This is a genomic window from Streptomyces sp. NPDC007971, from assembly GCF_042958635.1.
GTDB lineage: Bacteria > Actinomycetota > Actinomycetes > Streptomycetales > Streptomycetaceae > Streptomyces.
Genome location: NZ_JBIBJK010000005.1, coordinates 55,383 through 81,904, shown reverse-complemented (window position 1 = coordinate 81,904; position 26,522 = coordinate 55,383). Strand labels below are relative to the sequence as shown.

The window sequence follows — 26,522 nt, the reverse complement described above, 5'->3', positions numbered from 1 at the left end:
ATCAGTCCAGCCAGACATAGCTCGCGAGCCGCCCCGTGGTGCGGTCGCGGCGGTACGAGAAGTGGTCGCCCGACTCCAGCGTGCACACCGGCGACTGCGCCCGGTCGCACACCCCGAGCCGCTCGAGCTGCGCATGCACTCCGGCGCTCACGTCGACCGCGGGGGTGCCCCAGCTCGTCTCGGCGTGCGCCGTCGGCTCGACGGCGGCCACCTCGGCGCGCATGTCCTGCGGAACCTCGTAGCACCGGCCGCAGACCGCCGGTCCGGTGCGGGCGACGATCCGGCCCGGCTCGGCGCCGAGTTCGGTCATGGCCCTTACGGCGGCGGGGACGACCCCCTTCACCATGCCGGGCCGCCCCGCGTGGGCCGCGGCCACCACTTTGGCGACCGGGTCGGCCAGAAGGACCGGCACGCAGTCGGCGGTGAGGACGGCGAGGGCAAGTCCGCGGCGGGCGGTGACGATCGCGTCGACCTCCGGTACGGGGCTCCCCCACTCCCGGCTCTGCTCGTGCGGGGGGACCTCCGCGCCCCAGGGGGCGTCCACGACGGCCACATCGGCGCCGTGGACCTGGTTCATCCACACGACCCGGCCGGAGTCCAGCCCGAGCGACTTCGCCGCAAGGTCCCGGTTCGCCCGGACCGATCCGGGATCGTCCCCGACCGCGCCGCCGAGGTTCAGCTCCTCATACGGAGCGGCGCTCACCCCGCCCCACCGGTCGGTGAAGGCGAAGTGCGCGCCGCTCACGCTCTCGCGCTGTCCTATCACTTCAGGAAGTCCGGCACGTCCAGCTCCTCGGCCGCGCTGTCGGAGTAGGTACGCGGCGACGGCGGGATCGGCGGGGCGACCGGGACGTCGGCCGCCGGCTCGAGCTCCGGCTCCTGCTCCTCCTTCGGGGTCACGCTGCCGAGCGAGCCGAAGGACGGGCGGTTGTTGTCGGGCTGCCGCGCCGGAGCGGGCTCCTCGCGGCGGGCCGGGGCCGAAGAGGCCGACGTCGAGCCGAGGACGTTGTCCCGGCGGGCCGGCGGCTGACCGCCGTCGAAGCCGGCTGCGATCACGGTGACCCGGACCTCGTCGCCGAGGGCGTCGTCGATGACCGCGCCGAAGATGATGTTGGCCTCGGGGTGGGCGGCCTCGCTGACCAGCTGGGCGGCCTCGTTGATCTCGAACAGACCGAGGTCGGAGCCACCGGAGATGGAGAGCAGCACGCCCCGGGCGCCGTCGATGGAGGCCTCCAGCAGCGGCGAGGAGATCGCCATCTCGGCCGCGGCCACCGCGCGGTCGTCGCCGCGGGCCGAGCCGATGCCCATCAGGGCGGAACCGGCCTCGGACATGACCGACTTGACGTCGGCGAAGTCGAGGTTGATGAGACCGGGGGTGGTGATGAGGTCGGTGATGCCCTGAACGCCGGAGAGCAGGACCTGGTCGGCCGACTTGAAGGCGTCCAGGACCGAGACCTGGCGGTCCGAGATGGACAGCAGCCGGTCGTTCGGGATGACGATGAGGGTGTCGACCTCTTCGCGCAGCTCGGCGATCCCGTCCTCGGCCTGGTTCGCGCGGCGCCGTCCCTCGAAGGTGAACGGGCGCGTGACCACGCCGATGGTGAGGGCGCCGAGCGAGCGGGCGATGTTGGCCACGACGGGCGCGCCGCCCGTGCCGGTGCCGCCGCCTTCACCGGCCGTCACGAAGACCATGTCGGCCCCCTTGAGGACCTCCTCGATCTCCTCTCGGTGGTCCTCGGCGGCCTTGCGGCCGACGGCCGGGTTGGCTCCGGCTCCCAGTCCACGGGTGAGTTCACGGCCGACGTCGAGCTTGACGTCGGCGTCGCTCATCAACAGCGCCTGTGCGTCGGTGTTGATGGCAATGAACTCGACGCCCTTGAGACCGACCTCGATCATCCGGTTGATGGCATTGACACCACCGCCGCCGACACCGATGACCTTGATGACTGCGAGGTAGTTCTGCGGTGCTGCCACGTCGAAGGCCTCTCGCCTCGAATTACGTTGTCGCCGCCGGGCGGTGCCCCGCGCCGGGACGACTGATGCCGAATGGGACGGTCCGAACGCCGACCCGAACCCTAACCCTGAAGTTTAGGGTTACCAGTGTGTGTGTTCCCTGGAGTCTTCTGAACAGGACACTAAGTCGACAAGTGGCGCCCGTTCAACGAACACGCCGAACCTCCCGTTTTTCTTTTCACCCTATGTGATCAGCCGTAGCAGTGCCCAACCAGGGTGCTGGCCTGCGCTGATGTGCGTCAACTCCCCGATGACGCAGGGGCGGTGGGGACGCTGACGTCGAAGTGCCGGGCGCCGGGGGCTGCTTTCATGAGAGCTGTGAGGGCCCGTGCCTTGGCGCGGCCGCTCTCGGCACTGCCCCATGCCGCCGTGCGGCCGCCGCCCAGCACCAGCGAGATGTCGTCGTAGGACCGGACTTGGATGGTCCGGGTCTGCCCGGCGACCGCGGCCGGCAGCTCCCCGGCGACCCGAACCGCCTCGCGCACCAGTCGCTCGGTGCCGAAACGCCGGAAGGCGGCGGCGCCGGAGCCCTTCCGGGATGCGGTCATTTCCAGCAACGGAACGCCTTTCGGCGCCTGCGAAACCATGGCGAAACGGACACCGCCGTCGTCGATTTCGACGAAGTTCCCGGCTTTTCGAGCCAACAGGACCGGAGTGCGCTCGGTCACTTTCAGGCCGATTCCATGGGGCCAGGAACGGACGACGTCAACGGTGTCAATTCGGGGCAATTTCCGGCGAAGTCGGGCTTCGATGGCCTTCGTGTCCACGGAAATCAGCGGTTCTCCGAGCGGCACGGAGGCGACCTCGCGGACCTCGGCGGGGGTCAGCACGAGCGTCCCGGAGACCGCGACGTGCTGCACGCGCAGCCACTGGGAGCCGTACAACACCCACGCGGAGCCGCCCCCGAGGAGCGCGAGGGCGGCCACCAGAATGACGATCGCACGAAGGCGGCGTCTGCTCGACCTCCGCTTGGACGGCGGGCCGGACGACTCCTGCTGGCGGTCACCGCGCTCGGCGGTCGTCGGTCCGGCCACGCTCATTGCCCTTTCGTCATACGGTCCTAACGGCGTGAGGCGATGGCCTCGTACACCATGCCGACGAGCAGTTCGTCGGCGTCCCGGCGGCCGAACTCACCGGCGGCACGGGACATCTCGTACAGCCGGTGGGGGTCGGCGAGCACGGGCAGGACGTTCTGCTGCACCCACTCGGGCGTGAGTTCCGCGTCGTCGACCAGGAGTCCGCCGCCCGCCTTGACCACCGGCTGGGCGTTCAGCCGCTGTTCGCCGTTGCCGATGGGCAGCGGGACGTAGGCGGCCGGGAGCCCGACGGCGGAGAGTTCGGCGACGGTCATCGCGCCCGCGCGGCAGAGCATCATGTCGGCCGCGGCGTACGCGAGGTCCATCCGGTCCAGATAACTTACCGGGATGTACGGGGGCATTCCCGGCATCTGGTGCACCTGCGGCAGTTCGTTCTTCGGGCCGACCGCGTGCAGGATCTGGATTCCGGCCCGCTGGAGCCACGGGGCGACCTGCTGGACCACCTCGTTGAGGCGGCGGGCGCCTTGGGAGCCGCCGGAGACGAGCAGCGTGGGCAGGTTCGGGTCGAGGCCGAAACGGGCGCGCGCCTCGGGCCGGGCGGCGGCGCGGTCCAGGGTGGAGATGGAGCGGCGCAGCGGGATGCCGATGTAGCGGGCGTCACGCAGCTTGCTGTCCGGGGTGGAGACGGCGACCCGGGCCGCGTACCGCGAGCCGATCTTGTTGGCCAGGCCGGGCCGGGCGTTGGCCTCGTGGATCACGATGGGCACACCGAGGCGCTTGGCCGCCAGGTAGCCGGGCAGCGCGACATAGCCGCCGAAGCCGACCACCGCGTCGGCCTTCGTGCGCTCCAGGATCTGCTCCGCGGCCTTGATCGTGCCGCGCAGCCGGCCCGGGACGGTGATCAGCTCCGGCGTGGGCCTGCGGGGCAGCGGCACCGCGGGGATCAGCGCCAGCTCGTAGCCGCGCTCCGGTACGAGCCGGGTCTCAAGACCCCGCTCCGTGCCCAGGGCCGTGATCCCCACGGTGGGGTCCTGCCTGCGCAGGGCGTCCGCGAGGGCGAGCGCGGGCTCGATGTGGCCGGCGGTCCCCCCACCAGCGAGTACGACATGCACCGAAATTCACCGCTCTCCGGACGAGCGCGCCGCCGAGGCACGCCGTCGCATCGTGTTCCATCTCCGAGGCCCCCGCTCCGCACCGGAGCCTCCCGCCCGCTTTTTACCAAAGCGAGGTTGCCGCATCGCAAGCGCTGCCCGCGCACCGGGTTCGTCGCGTGCGAAGGCGATCAGCAGCCCGATGGCGAACATGGTCGGCAGCAGGGCGGACCCTCCGTAGGAGAACAGCGGGAGCGGGACGCCGGCGATCGGCAGCAGGCCGAGCACCGCACCGATGTTGATCACCGCCTGGGCGGTGATCCAGGTGGTCACGCCTCCCGCGGCATACCTCACGAAGGGGTCCTCCGTGCGTCCGGCCACGCGGATACCCGCATAGCCTAGAGCCGCGAACAGGGCGAGTACCGACAGCGTCCCCGCCAGGCCCAGTTCCTCACCGGTGACGGCGAAGATGAAGTCGGTGTGGGCTTCGGGTAGTTGCCCCCATTTTTCCACACTTGCGCCGAGGCCCGAGCCGAAGAGTCCGCCGGAGGCGAGGGCGTAGATGCCGTGCACGGCCTGCCAGCAGTCGGCGACCCCGGATTTGGGTTCGGTGGCGCCGATGCAGGAGAGGCGGGCCATCCGGTTGGGGCTGGTCTTGATGAGGATCACGCCGATCCCGCCGGCGATCGACAGCACCCCGGCGAACAGCCGGGTGGGCGCGCCCGCGAGCCACAGGAGGCCGAAGAGGATCGCGGTGAGGATGATCGCGGTGCCCATGTCGCCGCCGAGCATGATCAGGCCGAGCAGCAGGAAGGCGACCGGGACCAGCGGCACCAGCATGTGCTTCCACTGGGTCAGCAGCTTCTTCTCCTGCTTGCGGGCGATCAGGTCCGCGCCCCACAGCACCAGGGCGAGCTTGCCGAACTCACTGGGCTGGATCTGGAAGGAGCCCCCGAGGGAGATCCAGTTCTGGTTGCCGTTGACCGCCATCCCTATCCCCGGCACCTGCACCAGGGCCATCAGGAAGACGGCACCGGCGAGGATCGGGTAGGCGAGCGCACGGTGCAGCTTCACGGGCATGCGGGAGGCGGCGAGCAGCAGTGCGCCGCCGATGGCCGCCGCCAGGAACTGCTTGCGGAAGAAGTACGACCCGGGCAGCGAGAGCTGCAGCGCGGTGACCTGGGAGGCCGAGTAGACCATCACCAGGCCCAGCACGGTGATCAGCACGCTGCCGCCGAGGATCAGGTAGTAGGCGGTCAGCGGGCGGTCCCAGGCCTTGTGCGCGCGCAGATAGAGCCGCAGCAGGGTGCTCTCCCGCTGGGGCCGGGAGGCGGCGGGACGCCGGGACGCCCGCTGCACGGGCGGGCGGCCGGTGCGGCTACCGGGCATCAACGCCTCCACTGAACGTCGACCGTCCCACGCGTCCCTCCCAAGATCCGCCCGGCGGGCGGCCGGGGTCAGGCGTCGAGTCCGCGGACCGCGGCCGCGAACGCGTCACCGCGCTGGTTGTAGTTGGTGAACATGTCCATGGAGGCGCAGGCCGGGGCAAGGAGCACCGTGTCACCGGGCTGCGCGAGCCGCTTCGCCTCCGTCACCGCCTGGAGCATCGCCCCAGTGTCGGTCCGTTCGACGTCGACGACGGGTACTTCCGGGGCGTGTCGCGCAAGGGCGTCGCGGATCAGGGCGCGATCGGCACCGATCAGGACGGCACCGCGCAGTCGTTTCGCCGACTTGGCGACCAGCTCGTCGAAGGTCGCGCCCTTCGCCAGACCGCCCGCAATCCATACGATCGGTTCATATGACGCCAACGAGGCTTCCGCGGCATGCGTGTTGGTCGCCTTGGAGTCGTCCACGTACGCCACCCCGTCCACGTCGGCGACGTGCGCGATGCGGTGGGCGTCGGGCCTAAAGGCCCGCAGGCCGTCGCGTACGGCCGTGGCCGGCACCCCGAAGGCGCGCGCGAGGGCCGCGGCGGCAAGGGCGTTGGCGATGTTGTGCGGGGCCGGCGGGTTGACGTCGCAGACCTCGGCCAGCTCCTGCGCGTTCTTGTGCCGGTTCTCCACGAAGGCGCGGTCGACGAGGATGCCGTCCACGACACCGAGTTGGGAGGGGCCCGGGGTCCCGAGGGTGAACCCGACGGCCCGGCAGCCCTCCTCGACATCGGCCTCGCGCACCAGGTCCTCGGTGAGCTTGTCGGCCGTGTTGTAGACGCAGGCGATCCGATTGCCCTCGTAGATACGGCCCTTGTCGGCCGCGTAGGCCTCCATGGAGCCGTGCCAGTCGAGGTGGTCGGGCGCGAGGTTGAGGACGACGGCGGAGTGGGCGCGCAGCGAGGGCGCCCAGTGGAGCTGGTAGCTGGACAGCTCCACGGCGAGCACGTCGTAGCGCTCCTCGCCGAGGACCGCGTCGAGGAGCGAGACGCCGATGTTGCCTACGGCGGCCGTGTTCAGGCCCGCGGCCTTCAGGATCGACGCCAGCATCTGGACGGTGGTGGTCTTGCCGTTGGTGCCCGTCACGGCCAGCCAGGGAGCCGCGTCGGGCCCCCGCAGCCGCCAGGCCAGCTCCACGTCGCCCCAGACCGGGACGCCCGCCTCGGCCGCCGCCAGGAACAGCGGCTTGTCGGGCTTCCAGCCCGGCGTGGTGACGATCAGCTCGGTGCCCTCCGGGAGGGTCGCCCCGTCGCCGAGGCGCACGGTGATGCCGAGCGCCTCCAGTGCGGCGGCCTGCTCACGCGTGCGTGCGTCGTCGCCGTCGTTGACGACCGTGACGATCGCGCCGCGCGCGTGCAGCACCTTCGCCGCCGGGACGCCCGAGACGCCGAGCCCGGCGACGGTGACGTGCTTGCCCTGGAACTCAGAAGACCCTGACGGCACCGAGGAGGTCACTTTTCCGCTGCCCACCCTGCATAGAAGAGGCCCAGTCCGACGATGACACAGATGCCCTGAATGATCCAGAACCGGACCACCACCAGGACCTCGGACCAGCCCTTGAGTTCGAAGTGGTGCTGCAGTGGCGCCATGCGGAAGACGCGCTTTCCGGTGAGCCGGAAGGAGCCGACCTGGATGACGACCGACATGGTGATGAGGACGAACAGACCGCCCATGATGGCCACCAGCAGCTCCGTGCGGGAGAGGATGGCCAGGCCGGTGAGGACACCGCCGAGGGCGAGCGAGCCGGTGTCGCCCATGAAGATCTTCGCCGGCGAGGTGTTCCACCACAGGAAGCCCAGGCAGGCACCCATCAGCGCGGAGGCGACCACGGCGAGATCGAGCGGGTCGCGCACCTCGTAGCAGGCGGCGGGGTTGGTCAGCGTCTGCGCGTTGGCGCAGGACTCCTGGAACTGCCAGACGCCGATGAACGTGTAGGCACCGAAGACGAGCACGGAGGCGCCGGTGGCGAGACCGTCCAGACCGTCGGTGAGGTTCACGCCGTTCGACATCGCGAGGATCATGAACAGCGCCCAGATCACGAACAGCACCGGGCCGATCGACCAGCCGAAGTCCGTGATGAACGACAGCTTGGTGGAGGCGGGGGTGTTGCCGCGCGCGTCGGAGAACATCAGCGACAGGACCGCGAAGCTGATGCCGACGATCAGCTGGCCGGCCATCTTCGCCTTGGCCCGCAGGCCCAGCGAACGGCGCTTGACGATCTTGATGTAGTCGTCCAGGAAGCCGACCAGGCCCATGCCGACCATCAGGCCCAGCACCAGCAGCCCGGAGAACGTCGGCGGCTTGCCGGTGATCACCTTGCTGAGGAAGTAGGCGGCGACCGTCGCCAGGATGAAGGCGATACCGCCCATGGTCGGCGTACCGCGCTTGCTCGCGTGCTCGCGCGGGCCGTCGTCACGGATGTACTGGCCGTAGCCCTTGCGGGCGAGCAGCTTGATCAGCAGCGGGGTGCCGACCAGCGTCAGGAAGAGGCCAATGACACCCGAGAACAGGATCTGGTTCATCATCGGGCGGCAACCTCACCCTCGGCGCCGGTCCCGGTCAGCGCCTGGGCGACGCTTTCGAGCCCCACCGAACGGGACGCCTTCACGAGTACGACGTCTCCCGGGCGCAACTCGCTGCGCAACAGGTCGACCGCCGCCTGTGCGTCGGACACGTGCACCGACTCCTCACCCCACGAACCCTCGTTATATGCGCCCAGTTGCAGCCAGGAGGCCTCAGTCCCCCCGACCGCGACGAGCTTGCTGACGTTGAGCCGGACGGCGAGCCGTCCGACGGCGTCGTGCTCGGCGAGCGCCTCGTCCCCCAGCTCGGCCATCTTGCCGAGCACCGCCCACGTGCGACGCCCCTTGCCCATGGCCGCGAGCGCCTTGAGGGCGGCCCGCATGGACTCGGGGTTGGCGTTGTAGGCGTCGTTGACGATGGTCACGCCGTCCGGGCGCTCCGTGACCTCCATGCGCCAGCGGGAGAGGGAGCCCGCCTCGGAGAGCGCGAGGGCGATCTCGTCTGCGGACATGCCCAGCTCATGGGCGACGGCGGCCGCGGCGAGCGCGTTCGACACGTGGTGCTCACCGTACAGGCGCATGGTCACATCGCCAGCACCGGAGGGTGTGCGAAGTCTGAAGACGGGCTGTCCACTGTCCGTGAGTCGTACATTCTCGGCGCGTACGTCCGCTTCGGCCGACTCTCCGAAAAGGACCACCTTCGCCTTGGTACGGGAGGCCATGGCGCGGACCAGCGGGTCGTCGGCGTTGAGAACGGCGGTCCCGTCCTCCGGAAGACCCTCGACGATCTCGCCCTTGGCCTGCGCGATCTGCTCGCGGCCGCCGAACTCGCCGATGTGGGCGGTGCCGACGTTCAGGACGAGGCCGATCTTCGGCGGCGTCAGGTCGGTGAGGTAACGGATGTGGCCGACACCGCGGGCGCCCATCTCCAGCACGAGGAACCGGGTCTCCTCGGTGGCGGTCAGGGCGGTGAGCGGCAGCCCGATCTCGTTGTTGAGCGACTGGGGCGTGAACACCGTCGGCGCCTTGCGCTGGAGCACCTGCGCGATGAGGTCCTTGGTGCTGGTCTTGCCGGCGGAGCCGGTCAGGGCGACGAGGGTCGCGCCGAGCCGTCGTACGACGTGCCGGGCGAGGGCGCCGAGAGCGGTCTGCACGTCGTCGACGACGATCGCGGGCACGCCGACGGGCCGGGAGGCCAGCACGGCCACCGCGCCGGCCTCGACGACCGCCTGCGCGTAGTCGTGGCCGTCGACGCGCTCACCGGCGAACGCGGCGAAGAGGCTGCCCGGCCGGACCTCCCGGGAGTCCCGGACGACCGGTCCCGTGACCTGGACGGACGGATCCGGTATGTCGTGTGTCTGCCCGCCGACGACTGCTGCGATCTCGGCGAGGGAGAGGGCGATCACAAGTTCATCCCTGGGTCTTCTGGATAGCTTCGCGGAGCACCTGGCGGTCGTCGAAGGGACGGACCACGCCGGCGATGTCCTGGCCCTGCTCGTGACCCTTGCCCGCGACCAGCACCGTGTCGCCGGGGGCGGCACGGTCCACGGCGGCGGCGATCGCGGCGGCCCGGTCCTCGAAGAGGAGCACCTCGCCGCGCTCGTGCGCGGGCACGGTGGCCGCGCCCTGGAGCATGGTCGCGAGGATCGCGAGGGGGTCCTCGGAGCGGGGGTTGTCGGAGGTCAGTACGGCCGTGTCGGAGAGCCGGGCCACGGCGGCGCCCATCGGGGCACGCTTGGTCTGGTCGCGGTCGCCGCCGCAGCCGAGGACGACGTGCAGCCGGCCCTTGGTGACCTTGCGCAGCGCCTTGAGCACCGACTCGACGGCGTCGGTCTTGTGCGCGTAGTCGACGACGGCGAGGTAGGGCTGCCCGGCGTCCACGCGCTCCAGGCGGCCGGGGACGCCCGGTACGGCGGCGATGCCGTCGGCGGCGGTCTGCGGGTCGAGACCGGCAGCGGCGAGGGCGACGACGGCGGCGAGGGTGTTCGCCACGTTGAAGGGGCCCGGCAGCGGCGACTTGGCGTGGATGCGCTCGCCCCGGGGGCCGACGGCGGTGAACGTCGAGTCCATGGGGCCGACCTGGACGTCCTCGGCGCGCCAGTCGGCATCGGGGTGGCCCTCGGCGGAGAAGGTGACCACCGGGACGGTGGCCTCCCCGGCGAGCCGGCGGCCGTACTCGTCGTCGGCGTTGACCACACCGAGTCGGCTGCGCTGCGGCGTGAACAGCTGCGCCTTGGCCCGGTAGTAGTCCTCCATGTCGGAGTGGAACTCCATGTGTTCCGGGCTGAGGTTGGTGAACACGGCGATGTCGAAGACGCAGCCGTCGACCCGGCCGAGGACCAGGGCGTGGCTGGAGACCTCCATGGCGACCGCCTCGACACCGCGTTCGCGCATGACGGCGAACAGTGCCTGCAGGTCGGTGGCTTCGGGGGTGGTGCGCTCGGACTTGATGCGCTCCTCGCCGATGCGCATCTCGACGGTGCCGATGAGTCCGGTGGCGCGGGTGGTCCTGAGGCCGCCCTCGACCAGGTAGGCGGTGGTGGTCTTGCCGGAGGTGCCGGTGATGCCGATCTGGAGCAGGCCGCTGCCGGGGCGGCCGTAGATCGTGGCCGCCAGTTCGCCCATCCGCGCGCGCGGGTCGTCCACGACCAGGACCGGCAGTCCGGTCGCGGCGGCGCGTTCGGCGCCCGTCGGGTCGGTCAGCACGGCGGCCGCGCCGAGGCCCGCGGCCTGGGTGACGAAGTCGGCGCCGTGCAGGCGGGCACCGGGGAGGGCTGCGTACAGGTCGCCGGGGCGGACGGCGCGCGAGTCGTGGGTGATCCCCGTGATCTCGGCGGCGAGGGCCGGAGCGGCTGCACCCAGCTGATCGGCCAGTTCCGCGAGGGGTGTGGCGGAGACCTCGACCGGTCGCGGCGGTCCCGGATATGTCACGGAAGCGCCCTTCTGGGTGGTTGGGGACTGATCAGCGTGTGGCACGGCGGTGAGCGTACCGGGCTCACCCGCTCGGGAGCTAAATAGGGGCCCGCGCGCAGCGCGGTCCGGCAGGGGCGATGGCGGGAGACGGGCGGGCGAGGGGCTCGGGCCGCCCTGGTTCCCGGGGTCCGGGGTGATCGTTGTCACGAGTTGGTTCCTGGTGCTCTTCTCGCGGTGCGGGGCGGGTCCGGTCAGGGCTTGTAGGTGACGGGCAGGTTCGCGGACTTCGCCCCGGTCGGGGGGACCTGGAGGGTCTTCAGGGCAAACTCCATCACCTGCTTGTAGATGGGTCCACAGATCTGGCCGCCGTAGTAGCTGCCGGAGGTGGCGTTCTGGATGGCGCAGTAGACCGTGATGCGCGGATTGTCCGCGGGTGCGAATCCGGCGAACGACGAGGTGTAGCCGCGGTATCTGCCGGTGGCCGGATCCACGCGGTTGGCCGTGCCGGTCTTGCCCGCGACCCGGTACCCGGGGATACGGGCCTTGATGCCGGTGCCCTGCTCGTCGTCCACGACCGACTCCAGCATCTGGGCGAGCGTCCTGGCGGTCTTCTCGCTGACCACGCGGCTCTTCTTCGGCTGCGGAGCGGGGGTGAAGCGTCGGTCGGCGCCCTCGGTGCCGCGCACCAGGGTCGGCTCGATGCGGACTCCGCCGTTGGCGATCGTGGAGTACACGGAGGCGGCCTGCATGGCACTGACGGAGAAACCCTGGCCGAAAGGAATCGTGTACTGCTGCGACGTCGACCACTTGCCGGCGGGCGCGAGGATGCCCCTGGTCTCGCCGGGGAAGCCGAGCCCGGTGGGACTGCCGATGCCGAACTTGTTCAGGTACGTGTAGAGGACCTTGTTGGCCTGCTGCTGGGTCCTGCCGAGCTGGCCGGTGGCGAGGATGGTGCCGATGTTGCTGGACTTGGCGAGCACGCCGTTGAGCGTGAGATACCAGGTGTCGTGGTCGACGTCGTCCTGGAAGAGCCGGTCGCCGCGGTGCAGCCGGTTCGGTACGACGACGTGGGTGAGCGGGGTGGCCGCGTTCTCCTCCAGCACGGCCGCCATCGACATCACCTTGGCGGTGGAGCCGGGCTCGTAGGCGTCCTGGACGGCCGCGTTGCCCATGGCCGTCCCGTCGGCCTTGGCCAGGTCGTTCGGGTCGAAGCCGGGCGAGTTGGCCATGGCCAGGATCTCGCCGGTGCGGGTGTCCTGGACGATGACGTAGCCGCGGTCCGCCCGCGACTTCCTCACCTGCTCGCTGATGGCGTTCTGGGCCGCCCACTGGATGTCGCGGTCGATGGTGAGTTCCACGCCGGTGCCGGGCACGGCGGGGGTCTGGGTCGACCCCACGGTGGGCACCTCACGGCCGCCGGACTGGGCGTAGCGGATCTTGCCGTCCTTGCCGGACAGCTCCTTGTCCAGCTCCTGCTCGATGCCGCCGCCGCCCCGGCCGTCGGCGTTGACCCAGCCCAGTATCCCGGCGGCGAGGTCGCCGTTGGGGTACACGCGCTGGCTGCTGGGGTCGGCGAAGACACCGGCGAGCACATTGGCCGTGTTCTTGTCGGTCCCGGCCTTCTTGGCGAGCGCGGCCTTCAGGTCCTTGATCTGCTTCCAGACCTGCGGGGTCTGGCGGGTGGCGAGCCGGGTGTAGCGCGACAGCTTGTTCTCGGGCCTGAGCTTCTTGACGATCGTGGCCTGGTCCTGGTTGAGGATCGGCGCGAGCAGCGCGGCGGCCTGCTCGGGACCGTCGTCGATCTTCAGCTGCTTGACCGTGAACATCGTCGGGTCGGCGGTGATGTCGTACGCGTTCTCGCTGATCGCGAGGGCCACGCCGTTGCGGTCGGTGATCCCGCCCCGGTCGGCGGCGATGGTGTGCACGACGTACCGGTTCTGTTCGGCCTTGGCCGCGTACGCGCTGGCGTCGACGGCCTGGACCTGGAGCAGCCGTACGACGAAGGCGAGCATCACCAGGGTGAGCGCGAGGCCGACCAGGCGCAGCCGGGGCCGGGGGCGGCCGAGCCGGAGGGGCGGCGGCGGCATGGGCCGGGCTCCGCTCGGCCGGCGGACCGGACGGGCGCCGGGCCCGGGCTGCCGCCGGTCGGCACCCCGCGGCCGGGGAGGCTTCGCGGGGCCGGGCACACGGCGGCGCGGCGGTTCCCTGTCGGACACTTCCGTCACCTGCCGGGAGTCGGGATGGAGGCGGGCTGGAGGGTGGAGAGCGGTGCCACCGTGTCTGCCGGGGTGGTCACCGGGGCCGGGGCCGAGGGCGTGGGCGTGGCGACGGGCCCGGTCGGCGTGGCCGAGGCGGTCACGGAAGGACGGGGGGCCGGGCCGATCATCTCGGGGGCGAGGGGCGCGGTGAGGGCGGCGGACTGCGGGCCCGCGACACCCGGTACGCCCTTGACGCGGCCGTCGGGGCCGAGGAAGGCCGGGTCGCCGCCGGGGACCATGCCCAGTTCGCGGGCACGGCGCTGGAGGGCGTCGGGAGACGAGTAGGCGTCGATGTCCCGCTGGAGGGCCTGTTCCTCGTCGGTGAGGTTCTTCGTCTGTTTCTGCAGGGCGTCGAGCTTGAAGGAGCCTTCGCTGAGGGCGGAGTTCAGTACCAGCAGCCCGATGAGGCCGCCGCCGAGCAGCAGGACGACGAGGAGGACGAAGGGGGCGCGGGCGGCGCGGGCGCGGCCGACCGGGAAGAGCCGGGCGAGCCGGGCTGCCCTCCCTTTCAGTACGGGTTTCCTGCTCACTGGCCCTCCGCCGGGACAGGCGGGCCGCCGGCCCGGACGACCGGCCGGGACGACCCCGCCCAGCCCGCCGACCCCGTCGAGCCCGTCGGTTCCGTCGATCCCGCCGGCTTCGTCGATCCCGTCGGTTCCGTGCCGCCGGCCCGGCAGCGGGTCCGCAAGCCCCACCGACCCGATTCGCTCACTCGGCGTCCTCCCTGATGCGCTCGGCGCCGCGCAGCCGCGCCGGGGCGGCCCGGCGGTTCTCGGCGACCTCTTCCTCGGTGGGAAGTTCGGCACCGCGCGTGAGCAGCTTGAGCCGCGGCTGGTAGCGCTCGGGCACGACCGGCAGGCCGGGCGGGGCGGTGGACGTGGCGCCGGCCGCGAACACCTGCTTGACCAGCCGGTCCTCCAGCGAGTGGTACGACAGCACGGCGACGCGGCCACCGACGGCGAGCACCTTCACGGCGGCCGGGATCGCCCGTTCCAGGACCGACAGCTCGCCGTTGACCTCGATGCGCAGTGCCTGGAAGGTGCGCTTGGCCGGGTTGCCGCCGGTGCGCTTGGCGGCCTGCGGCAGCGCGTCCCTGATCAGCTCGACGAGCCGCGCGCTGGTGCTGAACGGCTCCTTCTCGCGCTCGCGGACGATGGCGGAGACGATCCGCTTGGCCTGCTTCTCCTCGCCGTACGCGCGCAGGATGCGCACCAGCTCGCCCGCCGGATAGGTGTTGAGGACCTCGGCCGCGCTCATGCCGGTCGTCTGGTCCATGCGCATGTCCAGGGGGGCGTCCTGCGCGTAGGCGAAGCCGCGGTCGGCCTCGTCGAGCTGCATGGAGGAGACGCCGAGGTCGAACAGGACGCCCTGCACGCGCGGGAGGCCGAGCCTGTGCAGCACCTCGGGCAGTTCGTCGTAGACGGCGTGCACGAGGGTGGCGCGCTCGCCGAAGGGGGCGAGCCGCTCACCGGACAGCCGCAGCGCCTCCTTGTCCCGGTCGAGGCCGATCAGCCGCGCCTCGGGGAAGCGGGTCAGCAGTGCCTCGCTGTGGCCGCCGAGGCCGAGGGTGCAGTCGACGACCACCGCTCCCGGCCGCTCCAGGGCGGGTGCCAGCAGATCCAGGCACCGCTGGAGCATCACCGGGACGTGTCGACTCTGGCTCAAGGGGGCCTCTCAGGTCCGGCGGGCCGTACGCACCGCCGGGTCCCCGCCCGCTCTGTGAAGGGGAGGCCTGCCGGCGCCGGAAGCGTCAGCCGACCGGGAGCGGGAGGAGGCCGAGCCGTACGTACGCGCCGCGCACGTGGGGAGACGGTCCGGGCGGGTGCCGGGATCTCCAGGGGTTTCACCAGCAGGGAGAGCCGCGCCTCCCGCTTCGCGTCACTTTAGTCCACCGTGTCGCGCGGTCAATCAACCGGCCTGCGCGTCGCGTACCGCATCCCGGCGGGGGCCGCAAATGGAGCGGATTCACCCGCGCGGCCCCCGTTTGCCCTCCCTGTGGGTTAGCTCACAACAAGCCGCGATGACGTTCTTTGTCCCCTCTCACAGCAGGCCGGGACCGGAGGTGACCAGTAACGTCATGGCTATGACGACTTCCGCAGCAGTTCCCACTGGATCCGAAGACGCCATAACCAGCAGCGGCACCGTGACGGACCGCCTGGTGGAGGCCAACGAGCAGTACGCCACCGCCTTCACCGATCCCGGCATGGACGCCCGTCCCGTCCTGCACGTGGCCGTCGTGGCCTGCATGGACGCCCGTCTCGACCTGCACAAGGCCCTCGGCCTGCAGCTCGGCGACTGCCACACCATCCGCAACGCGGGCGGGGTGGTCACCGACGACGTCATCCGGTCCCTCACCATCAGCCAGCGCAAGCTCGGCACCCGCAGCGTCGTCCTGATCCACCACACCGGCTGCGGCCTGGAGGCCCTCACCGAGGACTTCCGCACCGAACTGGAGATGGAGGTCGGCCAGCGCCCCGCGTGGGCGGTGGAGTCCTTCCGGGACGTCGACCAGGACGTGCGCCAGTCCATGCAGCGCGTGCGTACCTCGCCGTTCCTGCTGCACACGGACGATGTGCGCGGCTTCGTCTTCGACGTGCGCACGGGCCTGCTGCGCGAGGTCGACCCGGCCTGAGCCCGGCCCGACCGGGCGCACCGGCCTGCCCCGAACACCCCCGCCGTCCGCACGCAGTCGGCCGCCCGGCATCGAAAATGGTGGTCGAAATGGCCGTAAGACCGACATCGTGCGGACAGTTGTCCACAGTCGAGTGACACGAATCGGTAACGGCAGCAAGAATGCGGGTGTGGCGTCGCGCGGAACCTTTTCCGCGCGGTGTCCGTGTTTCGGGGTGGGCCGGATTCGCATCGCAGAGCGCCGGCCCGAGTAAGAACGGGCCGAGGAGGGCCGGGTGACGACCTATGACGATCGAGCGAGCCTCACTGATCTGACCACCACTGTGGAACGGGTCCGCAGTTCGGTGGAGGGTGTGATCGAGGGCAAGCCCGAGGTCGTACGGCTTTCGCTGACCGTACTGCTCGCCGAGGGACACCTGTTGATCGAGGACGTCCCCGGGGTGGGCAAGACGATGCTCGCCAAGGCGCTGGCGCGGTCCATCGACTGCTCGGTGCGGCGGATCCAGTTCACGCCCGACCTGCTGCCCTCGGACATCACCGGGGTGTCCATCTGGGACCAGCAGCGGCGGGACTTCGAGTTCAAGCCGGGCGCCATCTTCGCGCAGATCGTGATCGGCGACGAGATCAACCGTGCCTCGCCCAAGACCCAGTCCGCGCTGCTGGAGTCCATGGAGGAGCGGCAGGTCACCACCGACGGGCAGACCTACGAACTGCCCAGCCCCTTCATGGTGGTGGCCACGCAGAACCCGGTCGAGATGGAGGGCACCTACCCGCTGCCCGAGGCCCAGCGCGACCGTTTCATGGCCCGGGTCTCCGTCGGCTACCCGAGCGTCGAGGCCGAGCTGCAGATGCTGGACGTGCACGGCGGCCCCTCCCCGCTGGAGGACCTCCAGCCGGTGGCGCACGCGCACGAGATCGTGAAGCTGATCGAGGCGGTGCGCGGCGTGCACGTCTCGGAGGCGGTGCGGCGGTACACGGTCGAGCTGGTCTCGGCCACCCGCACCCACCCCGACCTCAGACTCGGCGCCTCCCCCCGCGCGACGCTGCACCTGCTGCGCGCGGCCAAGGCGGCCGCCGCCCTGGCCGGCCGGGAGTACGCCCTGCCGGACGACGTGCAGGCCCTGGCCGTCGCCGTCCTCGCCCACCGGCTGCTGCCCACCGCCCAGGCCCAGCTCAACCGTCGTACGGCCGAACAGGTGGTGCAGGAGATCCTCCACCACACCCCGGTGCCCTCGGCGCCCCAGCAGCAGAGCGGCTTCGGCGGACTGGGCCGGCCCATTCCGGCCTATCCCCAGCAGCCCCCGCGGAGTCTGTGATGAGCGCCGGGGGGACGGGCCGGGCGGAGGCCGACCGCGGGGAGCCGGGCGGTGTCCGTACGGCCCTGGCGGGCCTGACCACCCGCGGGCGCTCCTTCCTGGCCGCCGGCATCGCGGCCGCGATCTGCGCGTACGTGCTGGGCCAGAGCGGTCTGCTGCGGGTCGGCCTGCTGCTCGCGGTGCTGCCCCTGCTCTGCGCGACCGTGCTGTACCGCACGCGCTACCGGGTGTCGGGCAGCCGCCGGCTCTCCCCCGCGCGGGTGCCCGCCGGCAGCGAGGCCCGGGTGCACCTGCGGATGGACAACGTCTCCCGGCTGCCCACGGGACTGCTGATGCTCCAGGACCGGGTGCCCTACGTCCTCGGGCCGCGGCCCCGCTTCGTGCTGGACCGGGTGGAGCCGGGCGGCCGCCGCGAGGTGTCCTACCGGGTCCGTTCGGACCTGCGGGGCCGCTATCCGCTGGGCCCGCTGCAGCTTCGCCTGACCGACCCGTTCGGGATGTGCGAACTGACCCGGTCCTTCTCGACGTTCGACACGCTGACGGTCGTCCCGCGCGTGGACCCGCTGGCCCCGGTCCGCTTCGGCGGCGAGGCCAAGGGCTACGGCGACGGGCAGCAGCGGTCACTGGCCCTGGCGGGCGAGGACGACGTGATCCCGCGCGGATACCGCTACGGCGACGATCTGCGCCGGGTCCACTGGCGCTCCACGGCGCGCTACGGCGAGCTGATGGTGCGCCGCGAGGAGCAGCCGCGGCGCTCGCGCTGCACGGTCCTGCTGGACACCCGGGGCCTCGCCTACGAGGGCGCGGGCCCCGACTCGGCCTTCGAGTGGGCCGTCTCCGGGACCGCGTCGGTCCTGGTGCACATGCTCGAACGGGGCTTCTCGGTGCGCCTGCTGACGGACAGCGGCAGCTCGGTGCCGGGCGAGGGCGCCGACGGGTTCGCGGGCGCCGGGCAGGGGGCGGCGGACGCGGCCGGGCTGATGATGGACACCCTCGCGGTGATCGACCACTCCGACGGCACCGGCCTGTCCCGGGCCTACGACGTGCTGCGCGGCGGGAACGAGGGGCTGCTGGTCGCCTTCCTGGGCGATCTCGACGAGGAGCAGGCCTCGATGGTGGCCAGGATGAGCCGGCGCAGCGGCGGCGCGGTCGCGTTCGTCCTGGACCCGGACACCTGGGTGCGCGAGTCGACCGACGGGCCGCGCCCGGGCGGCCGGCACGAGGAGCGGCTGCGCATGCTGCGCGAGGCGGGCTGGACGGCGCTGAGCGTGCCGCGCGGCGCCGCGCTGAACGATCTGTGGCGGCAGGCGGACCGGGAGCGCTCGGGCCTGGCCGCCGTGAGCGGGGAGGCGCTGTGATGAGCGGGCGGGCACGACTGGCGCTGTGCGCCGCGGCGGCCACGCTGGCGGCGGCGTGCGCGCTGCTGCCCCTGGTCGACCGGCCCACATGGCTGCTGCAGACGATGCTGCTGGTGGCCGTGCAGACCGGGGTGGGCGCGGCGGCCCGCCGGGTGCCGCTGGCGCGGCCGCTGACGGTGGCGGCGCAGGCCCTGGTCACGCTGATGCTGCTGACCCTGGTCTTCGCCGGCAAGCAGGCGATCGCCGGGCTGGTGCCCGGCCCGGACGCCTTCCGGCACCTCGCCGACCTGCTCCAGCAGGGCTCGGACGACGTCGGCCAGTACGCGATACCGGCACCGCTCACCGACGGCATCAAGCTGATGCTGATCGGCGGAGTCCTGGTGATCGGCCTGCTGGTGGACACCCTCGCGGTGACGTTCCGCAGCGCGGCCCCGGCCGGTCTGCCGCTGCTCGCGCTGTACTCGGTGGCCGCCGGGCTGGCCCACGGCGGCGCCGACTGGCTGTGGTTCCTGGTCGCGGCGGCCGGCTATCTGATGCTGCTCCTCGCCGAGGGCCGCGACCGGCTCGCGCAGTGGGGCCGCGTCTTCGGCGGGGCGCCCCGTACCCCGGGCGACGCGGAGGGCGGTGCGACGGCCCCGGTGCGCACCGGACGCCGGCTCGGCGCGGTCGCCCTCGGCGTCGCTCTCGTGGTGCCGCTCGCCCTGCCCGCGATGCAGGGCGGCCTGCTGGATGCCGCGGGGACGGGCGTCGGCCCGGGCAACGGGGACGGCGGCACCATCTCCGCGGTCAACCCGCTGGTGTCGCTGCGCGACAGCCTGAACGTGGACAACGACCGCCAGGTGCTGACCGTGAGGACCAGTTCCGGCGACCTGTCGGACATGTACCTGCGGATCGTGTCCCTGGACGACTTCGACGGCACGACCTGGAAGCCGTCCCAGCGGCACATCGTCGGCGTCCCGGACGCCTTCCCGACGCCCGCCGGCCTGAGCCCCCGGGTCAAGCGGGCCACCGTGAGGTCGACGATCACGGCGGCCGACTGGTACGCACAGGACTGGCTGCCGATGCCGTACCCGCCGACCGGGGTGCGGATCAGCGGCAAGTGGCGCTACGAGCCGGTCGGCATGACGCTCGTCGGCGACCACGGCCAGAGCACCCGCGGCCAGACCTACCGGGTGACCAGCCTGGACGTGCAGCCGACCGCCCAGCAGCTGTCCGACGCGCCGCAGCCGCCCGCGGCCCTGAAGCGCGAGTACACCAAGGTGCCGTCGCAGCTGCCGAAGGTGGTGGCCCGGACCGCCCGGGAGATCACCGCGGGAGCGGCCGGCCACTACGACGAGGCGGTCAAGCTCCAGGACTACTTCGCCGTCAGCGGCGGGTTCCAGTACGACACCCAGGTGGAGGTCGGCCGCGGCCCGGACGCCATCGCGAACTTCCTGAAGAAGAAGCAGGGTTTCTGCGTCCACTTCTCCTTCGCGATGGCCGCGATGGCCCGCACGCTCGGCATCCCGGCCCGGGTGGCGGTGGGCTTCGCGCCCGGCACCCCGCAGGCGGACGGCACGGTCGCGGTGACCCTGAAGGACGCGCACGCCTGGCCCGAGCTGTACTTCGAGGGCATCGGCTGGACCCGCTTCGAGCCGACCCCGACCCGGGGCACCGCGCCGTCGTACACCCAGTCGGACACGCCCGGCAGTTCGCTGCCGGACGAGGCGCTGCCGTCCCACGGCTCGTCCTCGGCTCCCTCGGCGGCCCCCTCGCCGAGCGACAGCTGCACGGCCCAGCTGCACAAGCTCGGCTCCTGCGACAGCCCGGCCGCGGCGGTGGCCGTGGACAACAGCGGTGGCAGCAGCGGGCACTGGCTGCGGTACGCGCTGATCGGGCTCGGCACGCTGGCCCTGCTGGCCGTTCCGCTGTTGCCGCTGCTGTGGCGGGAACGGTTGCGCGGCGTACGGCTGGGCGCACACGCCCGGACCGAGGAGGGCGCGGTGGCCCACACGCTGGCGGCCTGGCAGGAACTGACCGACAGCGCCTGGGACGTCGGCATCCTGCCGGACGAGTCGCTGACCCCGCGCAAGGCGGCCGCCCGGATCGTCCGGCTGGGCCACCTCGATGCGACGGCCGCCACCTCGGTGCACCGGGTGGCGGACGCGGTGGAGCAGGTGCTGTTCGCGCCCCGGCCGCGCCCGGTGGCGGGTCTGGCCGAGGACGTACGCCGGGTGATCGCCGCACTGCACGACACGGTCAGCGGGCGGACACGGCTGCGGGCCCGGTTCGCGCCCCGTTCGGCCGCGCGGGTGCTGTGGGCGGTCTCGGCCCGGTGGGCTGCGCTCACGAGCCGTGCGGCGGCGGCCCGCCCGACGCTGCGCAAGCCCTCGGGACAGCAGGGCTGAGGCGGACAGCAGGGCTGAGGCGCCGAGGCAGAGAGCAGGGGCTGAGGCGCTGCGGCGGACAGCAGGCTGAGGCAGGGTACGCGTGAGGGGTGACCACCCATGGGTGGTCACCCCTCACTGACGTCTGCTGTTGGCTAGTGCCCCTGCTGCTCGTCCCGGCGGCGCTGCCAGCGCTGCTCGATCCGGTCCATCACGGAGCGCTTCTGCCGGGCCTGGCGGGGAGGAGCGCCCGCCGGCTGTTCCCCCGGCTTGGGGCCCTTTCGCCAGCCCGTCACGGCGAGCACGGCGCAGCCCAGCATGACGAGGAACCCCACCACGCTGATCCAGATCTGCTGCGCGACCATTCCGGCCATGAGGAGCGCGATACCCACGAGGAAGCCCGCGACCGCCTGGTAGACCCGCCGCCGGGTGTACGTCCGCAGCCCACTTCCCTCAAGCGCCGACGCGAACTTGGGATCTTCGGCGTACAGCGCTCGCTCCATCTGCTCGAGCATGCGCTGCTCGTGCTCCGAGAGCGGCACGGAGTCCTCCTCATCGTGCAGTCGCGGGGGCGACCCGGGGGGGTCCCTTCAGGATAGGCAGGGAATCGACCCCGTGAAACCCGCCCCTCTACGCCAATTGGCCAACCGTAATCCGCCATGACCGACCGACTCGCTGAGGCTTCCATTCCCCGGCGGCCGACCCGTCATGCCGGACGGTATACCTCGATCATACGGCGCAAACCGCTCGATCGGGCGTCCTGTGGCGTACTCCATCTGCCGCCGAGCGCCTGATCAGCGGCGGGTGCCGCGCAGGCACTCAGGCCTCCGCGGCCCCCGGCGTCTCACCGAGCACATGGAGCTGGGTGGCCACGGAGTGGAACGCGGGCAACTCGGCTGCCGCGGCCTCCAGCTTGAGCAGGGCGTCCAGGGCGCCGGGCTCCGTGTCCACCAGGACGCCGGGCACGAGGTCGGCGAAGACCCGTACGCCGTGCACGCCGCCGACCCTCAGGCCCGCTCCCTCGACGAGCGCGGTGAGCTGCTCGGCGGTGAAGCGGCGTGGCATGGGGTCCCCGGCGCCCCAGCGGCCCTCGGGGTCCTCCAGGGCCTGCTTGGCCTCGGTGAAGTGACCGGCCAGGGCCCGGGCGAGGACGGCGCCGCCGAGACCCGCGGCGAGCAGGCTGAGGACACCCTCGGAGCGCAGCGCGGCGACCGCGTTGCGGACACCCTCGGCGGGGTCGTCGACGTACTCCAGGACGCCGTGGCACAGCACCGCGTCGTAGCCGCCGCGCTCGACGACGTCGAACAGGCCGTGGGCGTCGCCCTGGACGCCCTTGACCCGGTCGGCGACGCCGGCCTCGGCGGCGCGGCGCTCCAGCGCGAACAGCGCGTTGGGGCTGGGGTCGACGACGGTGACGCGGTGGCCGAGGCGGGCGACGGGCACGGCGAAGTTGCCGCTGCCGCCTCCGGTGTCGAGCACGTCCAGCGACTCGCGCCCCGTGGCCTTGACCCGGCGGTCGAGGGCGTCCTGGAGGACCTCCCAGACCACGGCGGTACGGAGAGAGGCGCGGGGGCGCATCGGGTCCGGCACGGCAGTTGACTCCTCGGCACGGCACCGCCTGTTGCCCGGCGGCGCGAACGGGGTACCTCCCCGGCCCGGGTGCGGGAGGGAGGAAGGCTTCGGCGGCCTCCACCCTATTGCCTCCGGTGCCGTACCCGGCCACCTGCTGTCCATTGCCGCGGATGCCGTTCGCGGACGCCGCATGCCTACCGCGTCCGGGGCCGGTCACGGCACCGGAGGCCCGCCGCCTCCCGTGCCGTGTCCGGGCGCCCGCGGCCCACCGTCTGCGGTGCCGCACCGGGGCACCGCAGACGGGCCGCGGCCCCGTCCGTCACGCACGGCGGGCCGTCCGGGGTCAGCCCGCGTCCGGCAGTCCGCCGCGGGTGCCCGGGGCGTCCGGCTCGCCGGTGTCCCGGCGGGGCTGGGGCAGGACGGGCTGGAGCACCAGCATCCGCTCGACGATCCGGAGGAACATCGCCACGTCGCGTATCAGGTCGTCGGCGTCGCGCTGTCCGGCCGCGCCCTGGATACCGGCCTCGGCACGGGCCCGGCGGGCGGCACCGGAGGCGAAGAGGGCGCTCCACTCGGTCAGTTCGGGGACGATCTCGGGGAGCACCTCCCAGGCGCTGCGGATGCGGGCCCGGCGGCGCGGGGAGGTCTCGGGACGCCCCCGGGCGGCGAGGACGGCGGCGGCGGTGCGCAGGGCGGCGAGATGTGCCGTCGCGTAGCGCTCGTTGGGTGTTTCCAGGACGGCGGCCTCTTCGAGGCCGGCCCGGGCCTGGGCGAGCAGGTCGAGGGCGGCGGGCGGGGCCGTGGCCCGGCGGAGCACGGGGTGCACATCGCTCGCCGGGCCGGTCAGTGAGGGGGCAGGGCCGGTGGCGCGGCGCCGGTGGGCGGCGGCTGCGGAGGAGCTGGCCATGACGAACCTCCTGTCGTCTGGGTGACGGCACGTATGCCGTATGTGCCCATCGTGCGGTATGGCACTGACAATCCGTTCTGAACTGGGCCTTTGCTTCGCTCGTAGGTTCGGGGGTACTTTTGTACTGACCAGTCAGTTCAAAGAATGGCAACCACAATCAGGCAGGGGGGCTTGTGGACGGCGTGCACGTCAGGGCCGAGGGCCTCGGGCTCAAGGGGCCGCGGGGGTGGGCCTTCGGCGACATCACCCTCGACGCGGAGCCCGGCTCGCTGATCGCGATCGAGGGACCCTCCGGCTCCGGCCGTACGAGTCTGCTGCTCGCGCTCACGGGGCGGATGAAGCCCACCGCGGGAGCGGCCACCGTGGGCGGCTTCGCGCTGCCCCGGCACATGGCGGCCGTGCGCCGCATCTCCGCCGTGGCCAACGTGGCCGGTGTCACCGACCTGGAGCCGGCCCTGACCGTCGGGGAGCACCTGCGCGAACGGGCCCTGCTGCAGGACCGGTTCGGAGGCTCCCTGCGCGACCTGCTGCGGCCCCGCGCGCAGCGCGCGCAGGAGGCACGGCTGCGCGTCGGGGCGGCCCTTGCCGGCGCCGGGCTCGACCCGGAGGCGCTCCCCAAGGACTCCCGGACGGCCGTGCGCGATCTGGACCGGCTGGAGGAACTGCGCCTGTCCGTCGCGCTGGGCCTCCTCGGCGGGCCCGGGCTGCTCGGGATCGACGACGTCGACCTGAAGCCCTCGGACACCGAGCGCGCCGAGGTCTGGGACCTGCTGCGGTCCCTCACGCGCGCGGGGACGACGGTCGTGGCCGTGTGCCGCACGGCGCCCGAGGACTGCGTCCGCGTCCGCACCCGCCGGAACGACGACGAGAACCGCCGGAAGAACGACCGGAACCACGACAACGACGACCGGAAGAACAACCGGGACCGCCAGAAGGACGACCAGAAGGACGACCGGAAGGACGACGAGAAGAGCGACCGGAAGAACAAGGAGGAGGAGGCCGATGCGCTCGCCCAGGCTGGCCGTTCTTGAGCTGAGGCGTTTCGGGCGGGGCAGGCTGCCGCGCGCCGCCCTGGTCGCGCTGCTCGTCCTTCCCCTGCTGTACGGCGGCCTGTACCTGTGGTCGTTCTGGAACCCTTACGGCCGCCTGGACCGGATTCCGGTGGCCCTGGTGAACGACGACAGGGGCGCCGCCGCGGGCGGGAAGAGGATCACGGCGGGCGACGACATCGTCGACCGGCTGCGCGACAGCCGCACCTTCGAATGGCACGAGGTCAGCGACGCCGAGGCCCGCCGGGGTGTCGAGGACGGCACGTACTACCTGTCGCTGACCATGCCCTCCGACTTCAGCGAGCGGATCGCCTCCAGCTCCGGCGGCTCCCCGCAGACCGGCGCGCTCAGGGTGCGCACGAACGACGCGAACAACTACATCGTCGGCCAGATCTCCCGCACGGTCTTCAGCGAGGTCCGCTCGGCCGCGTCCACCAAGGCGTCCCGGACCTTCCTGGACAAGATCTTCATCTCGTTCTCCGGCATCCACGACAAGACCATGACGGCCGCCGAGGGCGCCGACAGGCTCAAGGGCGGCATCGGCAAGGCCGAGAAGGGCTCCAAGGACCTCGCGGACGGTCTGCAGGACGCCAAGAGCGGCAGCGGCGAACTGGCCAAGGGCCTGAAGAAGCTCAACAGGGGCGCGGGCGACCTGCAGGACGGCTCGCAGCGGGTCGCGGACGGCACCCGGACCCTCGCCGACAACGTCAACGGCGTCTACGGCAAGGCCGGCCCGTTCCTGAAGGACAACGAGAAGACCATCGGGGAAACCGCCCGGCTGGTCGCCGACTCGGCCAAGGCGGTCCGTCACAACCTCGACGTCCTGGTCAGGCTCGCGCCGGGCGCGGCCAGGACCGCCCACGCCTCCTCCGCCGTCCTGGACGAGGTCTACCGGACCCGCTGCGAGAGCGCGGCCATCCCGGACCCCTTCTGCCCGGACCTGAAGAAGGCCAGGCAGGCGGCCGCCGACGTGACCACCGTCGCCGACGACCTCAACACCCTGATCGCCGACCAGGACGGCGACCTGAAGACGATGCGGGACAACCTCGGCACGCTCCAGAAGCAGGCCCAGGCGCTTTCCGACCGCGCGCCGCACCTCTACGAGGACGTGAACGACGCCGTCAAGAAGATCAACAAGCTGAACGACGGCGCGGCCGAGGTCGCCGCGGGCGCCAAGAAGCTGCACTCCGGTCTCGGCACCGCCCGGACCGGCTCGGCGGCGCTGGACAAGGGCATCGGCACGGCCGCGTCGGGCGCCGAGACCCTCAACGGCGGCATGTACAAGCTGGTCGGCGGCTCCGGCAAGCTCGCCGGGGGTCTGCACGACGGGGCGAAGAAGATCCCGGACTACGACAAGCAGGACCGTGAGCGGCACACCGGTGTGATGGCCGACCCGGTCGAGCTCGCCTCCCACGATCTGCACAAGGCGCCCAACTACGGCACCGGGTTCGCCCCGTACTTCATCCCGCTGTCCCTGTGGGTGGGCGCGATGGTGGCGTACATGCTGATCCCGCCGCTCAACCGGCGTGCTCTCGCGGCCGGTTCGCCGGCCCGGCGGATCGCGCTGGCCGGCTGGCTGCCGGTGGCCGCGCTGGGCGTGCTGCAGACGGCCGCGCTGATGTCCGTGCTGCACTGGGCGGTCGGCCTGCAGATGGTGCGGGCGGCGGGCACGGTCGGCTTCCTGTTCCTCGTGGCGGCGTGCTTCGCGTCGATCGTGCAGTGGCTGAACGCCCGCTTCGGAGCGGCCGGCCGGATCCTGGTCCTGGCGCTGCTGATGCTCCAGCTGACCTCGGCGGGCGGCACGTACCCCGTGCAGACCAGCCCGGGCTTCTTCAACGCCATCCACCCGTTCCTGCCGATGAGCTACATCGTGGCGGCCCTGCGCAGGCTGATCACGGGCGGCGGGCTCGGCCCGGTGTGGCAGGCGTGCGGTGTGCTGGCCGCGTTCACCGTCGGCGCCCTCGCGCTCACCGCGCTCGCGGCCCGGCGCCGCCAGGTGTGGACGCTGGACCGGCTGCACCCCGAGCTGACCCTGTGATCCCCAAGAAGGCCCTGCACG

The 26,522-nt window shown here is 72.0% G+C and carries 21 protein-coding genes; 6 read left to right on the top strand and 15 right to left on the bottom strand.

Features of this window, described 5'->3' with window-relative positions; genetic code table 11:
* Position 1: 1 nt before the first annotated feature.
* The 12 genes from pgeF to rsmH all read right to left on the bottom strand — a co-directional run bounded on the left by pgeF (position 2) and on the right by rsmH (position 14,929).
* Complete coding sequence (pgeF, locus tag ACFZCP_RS11700) at positions 2-766, bottom strand: peptidoglycan editing factor PgeF (protein ID WP_391426338.1); 765 nt, start codon at positions 764-766, stop codon at positions 2-4.
* Positions 763-1,974 carry a cell division protein FtsZ gene (gene ftsZ / locus ACFZCP_RS11695; protein WP_391426337.1) on the bottom strand — a complete coding sequence of 404 codons (1,212 nt, stop codon included), beginning with the start codon at positions 1,972-1,974 and terminating at the stop codon, positions 763-765. The genes pgeF and ftsZ overlap by 4 nt, the downstream gene beginning before the upstream one ends.
* Before the next feature lie 278 nt (positions 1,975-2,252).
* Entirely contained in the window at positions 2,253-3,047 is a 795-nt protein-coding gene (locus ACFZCP_RS11690; RefSeq protein ID WP_391426335.1) for an FtsQ-type POTRA domain-containing protein, read from the bottom strand.
* A gap of 26 nt (positions 3,048-3,073) precedes the next feature.
* Complete coding sequence (gene murG, locus ACFZCP_RS11685; RefSeq protein ID WP_391426333.1) at positions 3,074-4,162, bottom strand: undecaprenyldiphospho-muramoylpentapeptide beta-N-acetylglucosaminyltransferase; 1,089 nt, start codon at positions 4,160-4,162, stop codon at positions 3,074-3,076.
* 6 nt (positions 4,163-4,168) lie between these two features.
* Positions 4,169-5,530 (bottom strand): putative lipid II flippase FtsW, encoded by a 1,362-nt coding sequence (gene ftsW, locus ACFZCP_RS11680; RefSeq protein WP_362679900.1) that lies wholly within the window; start codon positions 5,528-5,530, stop codon positions 4,169-4,171.
* A 68-nt stretch (positions 5,531-5,598) separates the two neighbouring features.
* On the bottom strand, positions 5,599-7,026 hold the full coding sequence (murD, locus tag ACFZCP_RS11675; protein WP_391426331.1) for a UDP-N-acetylmuramoyl-L-alanine--D-glutamate ligase: 1,428 nt from the start codon (positions 7,024-7,026) through the stop codon (positions 5,599-5,601).
* Positions 7,023-8,096, bottom strand: coding sequence for a phospho-N-acetylmuramoyl-pentapeptide-transferase (mraY, locus tag ACFZCP_RS11670; protein WP_116151630.1), 1,074 nt, complete (start codon positions 8,094-8,096; stop codon positions 7,023-7,025). The genes murD and mraY overlap by 4 nt, the downstream gene beginning before the upstream one ends.
* Positions 8,093-9,499 carry a UDP-N-acetylmuramoyl-tripeptide--D-alanyl-D-alanine ligase gene (murF, locus tag ACFZCP_RS11665; RefSeq protein WP_391426328.1) on the bottom strand — a complete coding sequence of 469 codons (1,407 nt, stop codon included), beginning with the start codon at positions 9,497-9,499 and terminating at the stop codon, positions 8,093-8,095. The genes mraY and murF overlap by 4 nt, the downstream gene beginning before the upstream one ends.
* Before the next feature lie 4 nt (positions 9,500-9,503).
* Positions 9,504-11,024, bottom strand: coding sequence for a UDP-N-acetylmuramoyl-L-alanyl-D-glutamate--2,6-diaminopimelate ligase (locus ACFZCP_RS11660; protein ID WP_391426326.1), 1,521 nt, complete (start codon positions 11,022-11,024; stop codon positions 9,504-9,506).
* Between the two features lie 233 nt (positions 11,025-11,257).
* Positions 11,258-13,222: a penicillin-binding transpeptidase domain-containing protein gene (locus tag ACFZCP_RS11655; RefSeq protein WP_391426324.1), complete on the bottom strand. Its 1,965-nt coding sequence runs from the start codon at positions 13,220-13,222 to the stop codon at positions 11,258-11,260.
* Between the two features lie 5 nt (positions 13,223-13,227).
* Positions 13,228-13,794 (bottom strand): septum formation initiator family protein, encoded by a 567-nt coding sequence (locus ACFZCP_RS11650; RefSeq protein WP_391426323.1) that lies wholly within the window; start codon positions 13,792-13,794, stop codon positions 13,228-13,230.
* Between the two features lie 178 nt (positions 13,795-13,972).
* Positions 13,973-14,929 carry a 16S rRNA (cytosine(1402)-N(4))-methyltransferase RsmH gene (rsmH, locus tag ACFZCP_RS11645; RefSeq protein WP_391426321.1) on the bottom strand — a complete coding sequence of 319 codons (957 nt, stop codon included), beginning with the start codon at positions 14,927-14,929 and terminating at the stop codon, positions 13,973-13,975.
* 355 nt (positions 14,930-15,284) lie between these two features.
* On the opposite strand from rsmH, the gene ACFZCP_RS11640 reads away from it, so the two are divergent.
* From ACFZCP_RS11640 to ACFZCP_RS11625, 4 genes are all read left to right on the top strand, one after another.
* Positions 15,285-15,896: a carbonic anhydrase gene (locus ACFZCP_RS11640; protein WP_391426320.1), complete on the top strand. Its 612-nt coding sequence runs from the start codon at positions 15,285-15,287 to the stop codon at positions 15,894-15,896.
* Positions 15,897-16,170: 274 nt separating this feature from the next.
* Complete coding sequence (locus tag ACFZCP_RS11635; RefSeq protein WP_391426317.1) at positions 16,171-17,211, top strand: AAA family ATPase; 1,041 nt, start codon at positions 16,171-16,173, stop codon at positions 17,209-17,211.
* Positions 17,211-18,569, top strand: a complete 1,359-nt coding sequence (locus ACFZCP_RS11630) for a DUF58 domain-containing protein (RefSeq protein ID WP_391426315.1) — start codon at positions 17,211-17,213, stop codon at positions 18,567-18,569. Before ACFZCP_RS11635 ends, ACFZCP_RS11630 begins: the two co-directional genes overlap by 1 nt.
* The gene (locus ACFZCP_RS11625) at positions 18,569-20,956 is read left to right on the top strand and encodes a transglutaminaseTgpA domain-containing protein (protein ID WP_391426314.1); all 2,388 of its coding nucleotides are present in this window, start codon (positions 18,569-18,571) and stop codon (positions 20,954-20,956) included. Before ACFZCP_RS11630 ends, ACFZCP_RS11625 begins: the two co-directional genes overlap by 1 nt.
* Before the next feature lie 134 nt (positions 20,957-21,090).
* Here the strand turns inward: ACFZCP_RS11625 and ACFZCP_RS11620 are convergent, their stop codons facing one another.
* The 3 genes from ACFZCP_RS11620 to ACFZCP_RS11610 form a co-directional block, all read right to left on the bottom strand.
* Positions 21,091-21,477 carry a DUF3040 domain-containing protein gene (locus ACFZCP_RS11620; RefSeq protein WP_362679863.1) on the bottom strand — a complete coding sequence of 129 codons (387 nt, stop codon included), beginning with the start codon at positions 21,475-21,477 and terminating at the stop codon, positions 21,091-21,093.
* Positions 21,478-21,754: 277 nt separating this feature from the next.
* Positions 21,755-22,525, bottom strand: coding sequence for a methyltransferase (locus tag ACFZCP_RS11615; RefSeq protein WP_362679860.1), 771 nt, complete (start codon positions 22,523-22,525; stop codon positions 21,755-21,757).
* Between the two features lie 325 nt (positions 22,526-22,850).
* Complete coding sequence (locus ACFZCP_RS11610; protein ID WP_391426311.1) at positions 22,851-23,414, bottom strand: SAV_6107 family HEPN domain-containing protein; 564 nt, start codon at positions 23,412-23,414, stop codon at positions 22,851-22,853.
* Between the two features lie 173 nt (positions 23,415-23,587).
* On the opposite strand from ACFZCP_RS11610, the gene ACFZCP_RS11605 reads away from it, so the two are divergent.
* On the top strand, positions 23,588-24,445 hold the full coding sequence (locus ACFZCP_RS11605; RefSeq protein ID WP_391426309.1) for an ATP-binding cassette domain-containing protein: 858 nt from the start codon (positions 23,588-23,590) through the stop codon (positions 24,443-24,445).
* Positions 24,417-26,501 (top strand): YhgE/Pip family protein, encoded by a 2,085-nt coding sequence (locus ACFZCP_RS11600; protein ID WP_391426307.1) that lies wholly within the window; start codon positions 24,417-24,419, stop codon positions 26,499-26,501. The genes ACFZCP_RS11605 and ACFZCP_RS11600 overlap by 29 nt, the downstream gene beginning before the upstream one ends.
* The last annotated feature ends 21 nt before the right edge of the window (positions 26,502-26,522 follow it).

Bases quoted from the DNA above. Each gene is read 5' to 3' on its own strand.
- ACFZCP_RS11625 (WP_391426314.1), top strand. From the start codon at position 18,569: ATGAGCGGGCGGGCACGACTGGCGCTGTGCGCCGCGGCGGCCACGCTG.
- ftsW (WP_362679900.1), bottom strand. From the start codon at position 5,530: ATGCCCGGTAGCCGCACCGGCCGCCCGCCCGTGCAGCGGGCGTCCCGG.
- ACFZCP_RS11600 (WP_391426307.1), top strand. From the start codon at position 24,417: ATGCGCTCGCCCAGGCTGGCCGTTCTTGAGCTGAGGCGTTTCGGGCGG.
- ACFZCP_RS11630 (WP_391426315.1), top strand. From the start codon at position 17,211: ATGAGCGCCGGGGGGACGGGCCGGGCGGAGGCCGACCGCGGGGAGCCG.
- ACFZCP_RS11610 (WP_391426311.1), bottom strand. From the start codon at position 23,414: ATGGCCAGCTCCTCCGCAGCCGCCGCCCACCGGCGCCGCGCCACCGGC.
- mraY (WP_116151630.1), bottom strand. From the start codon at position 8,096: ATGATGAACCAGATCCTGTTCTCGGGTGTCATTGGCCTCTTCCTGACG.
- ACFZCP_RS11640 (WP_391426320.1), top strand. From the start codon at position 15,285: ATGACGTTCTTTGTCCCCTCTCACAGCAGGCCGGGACCGGAGGTGACC.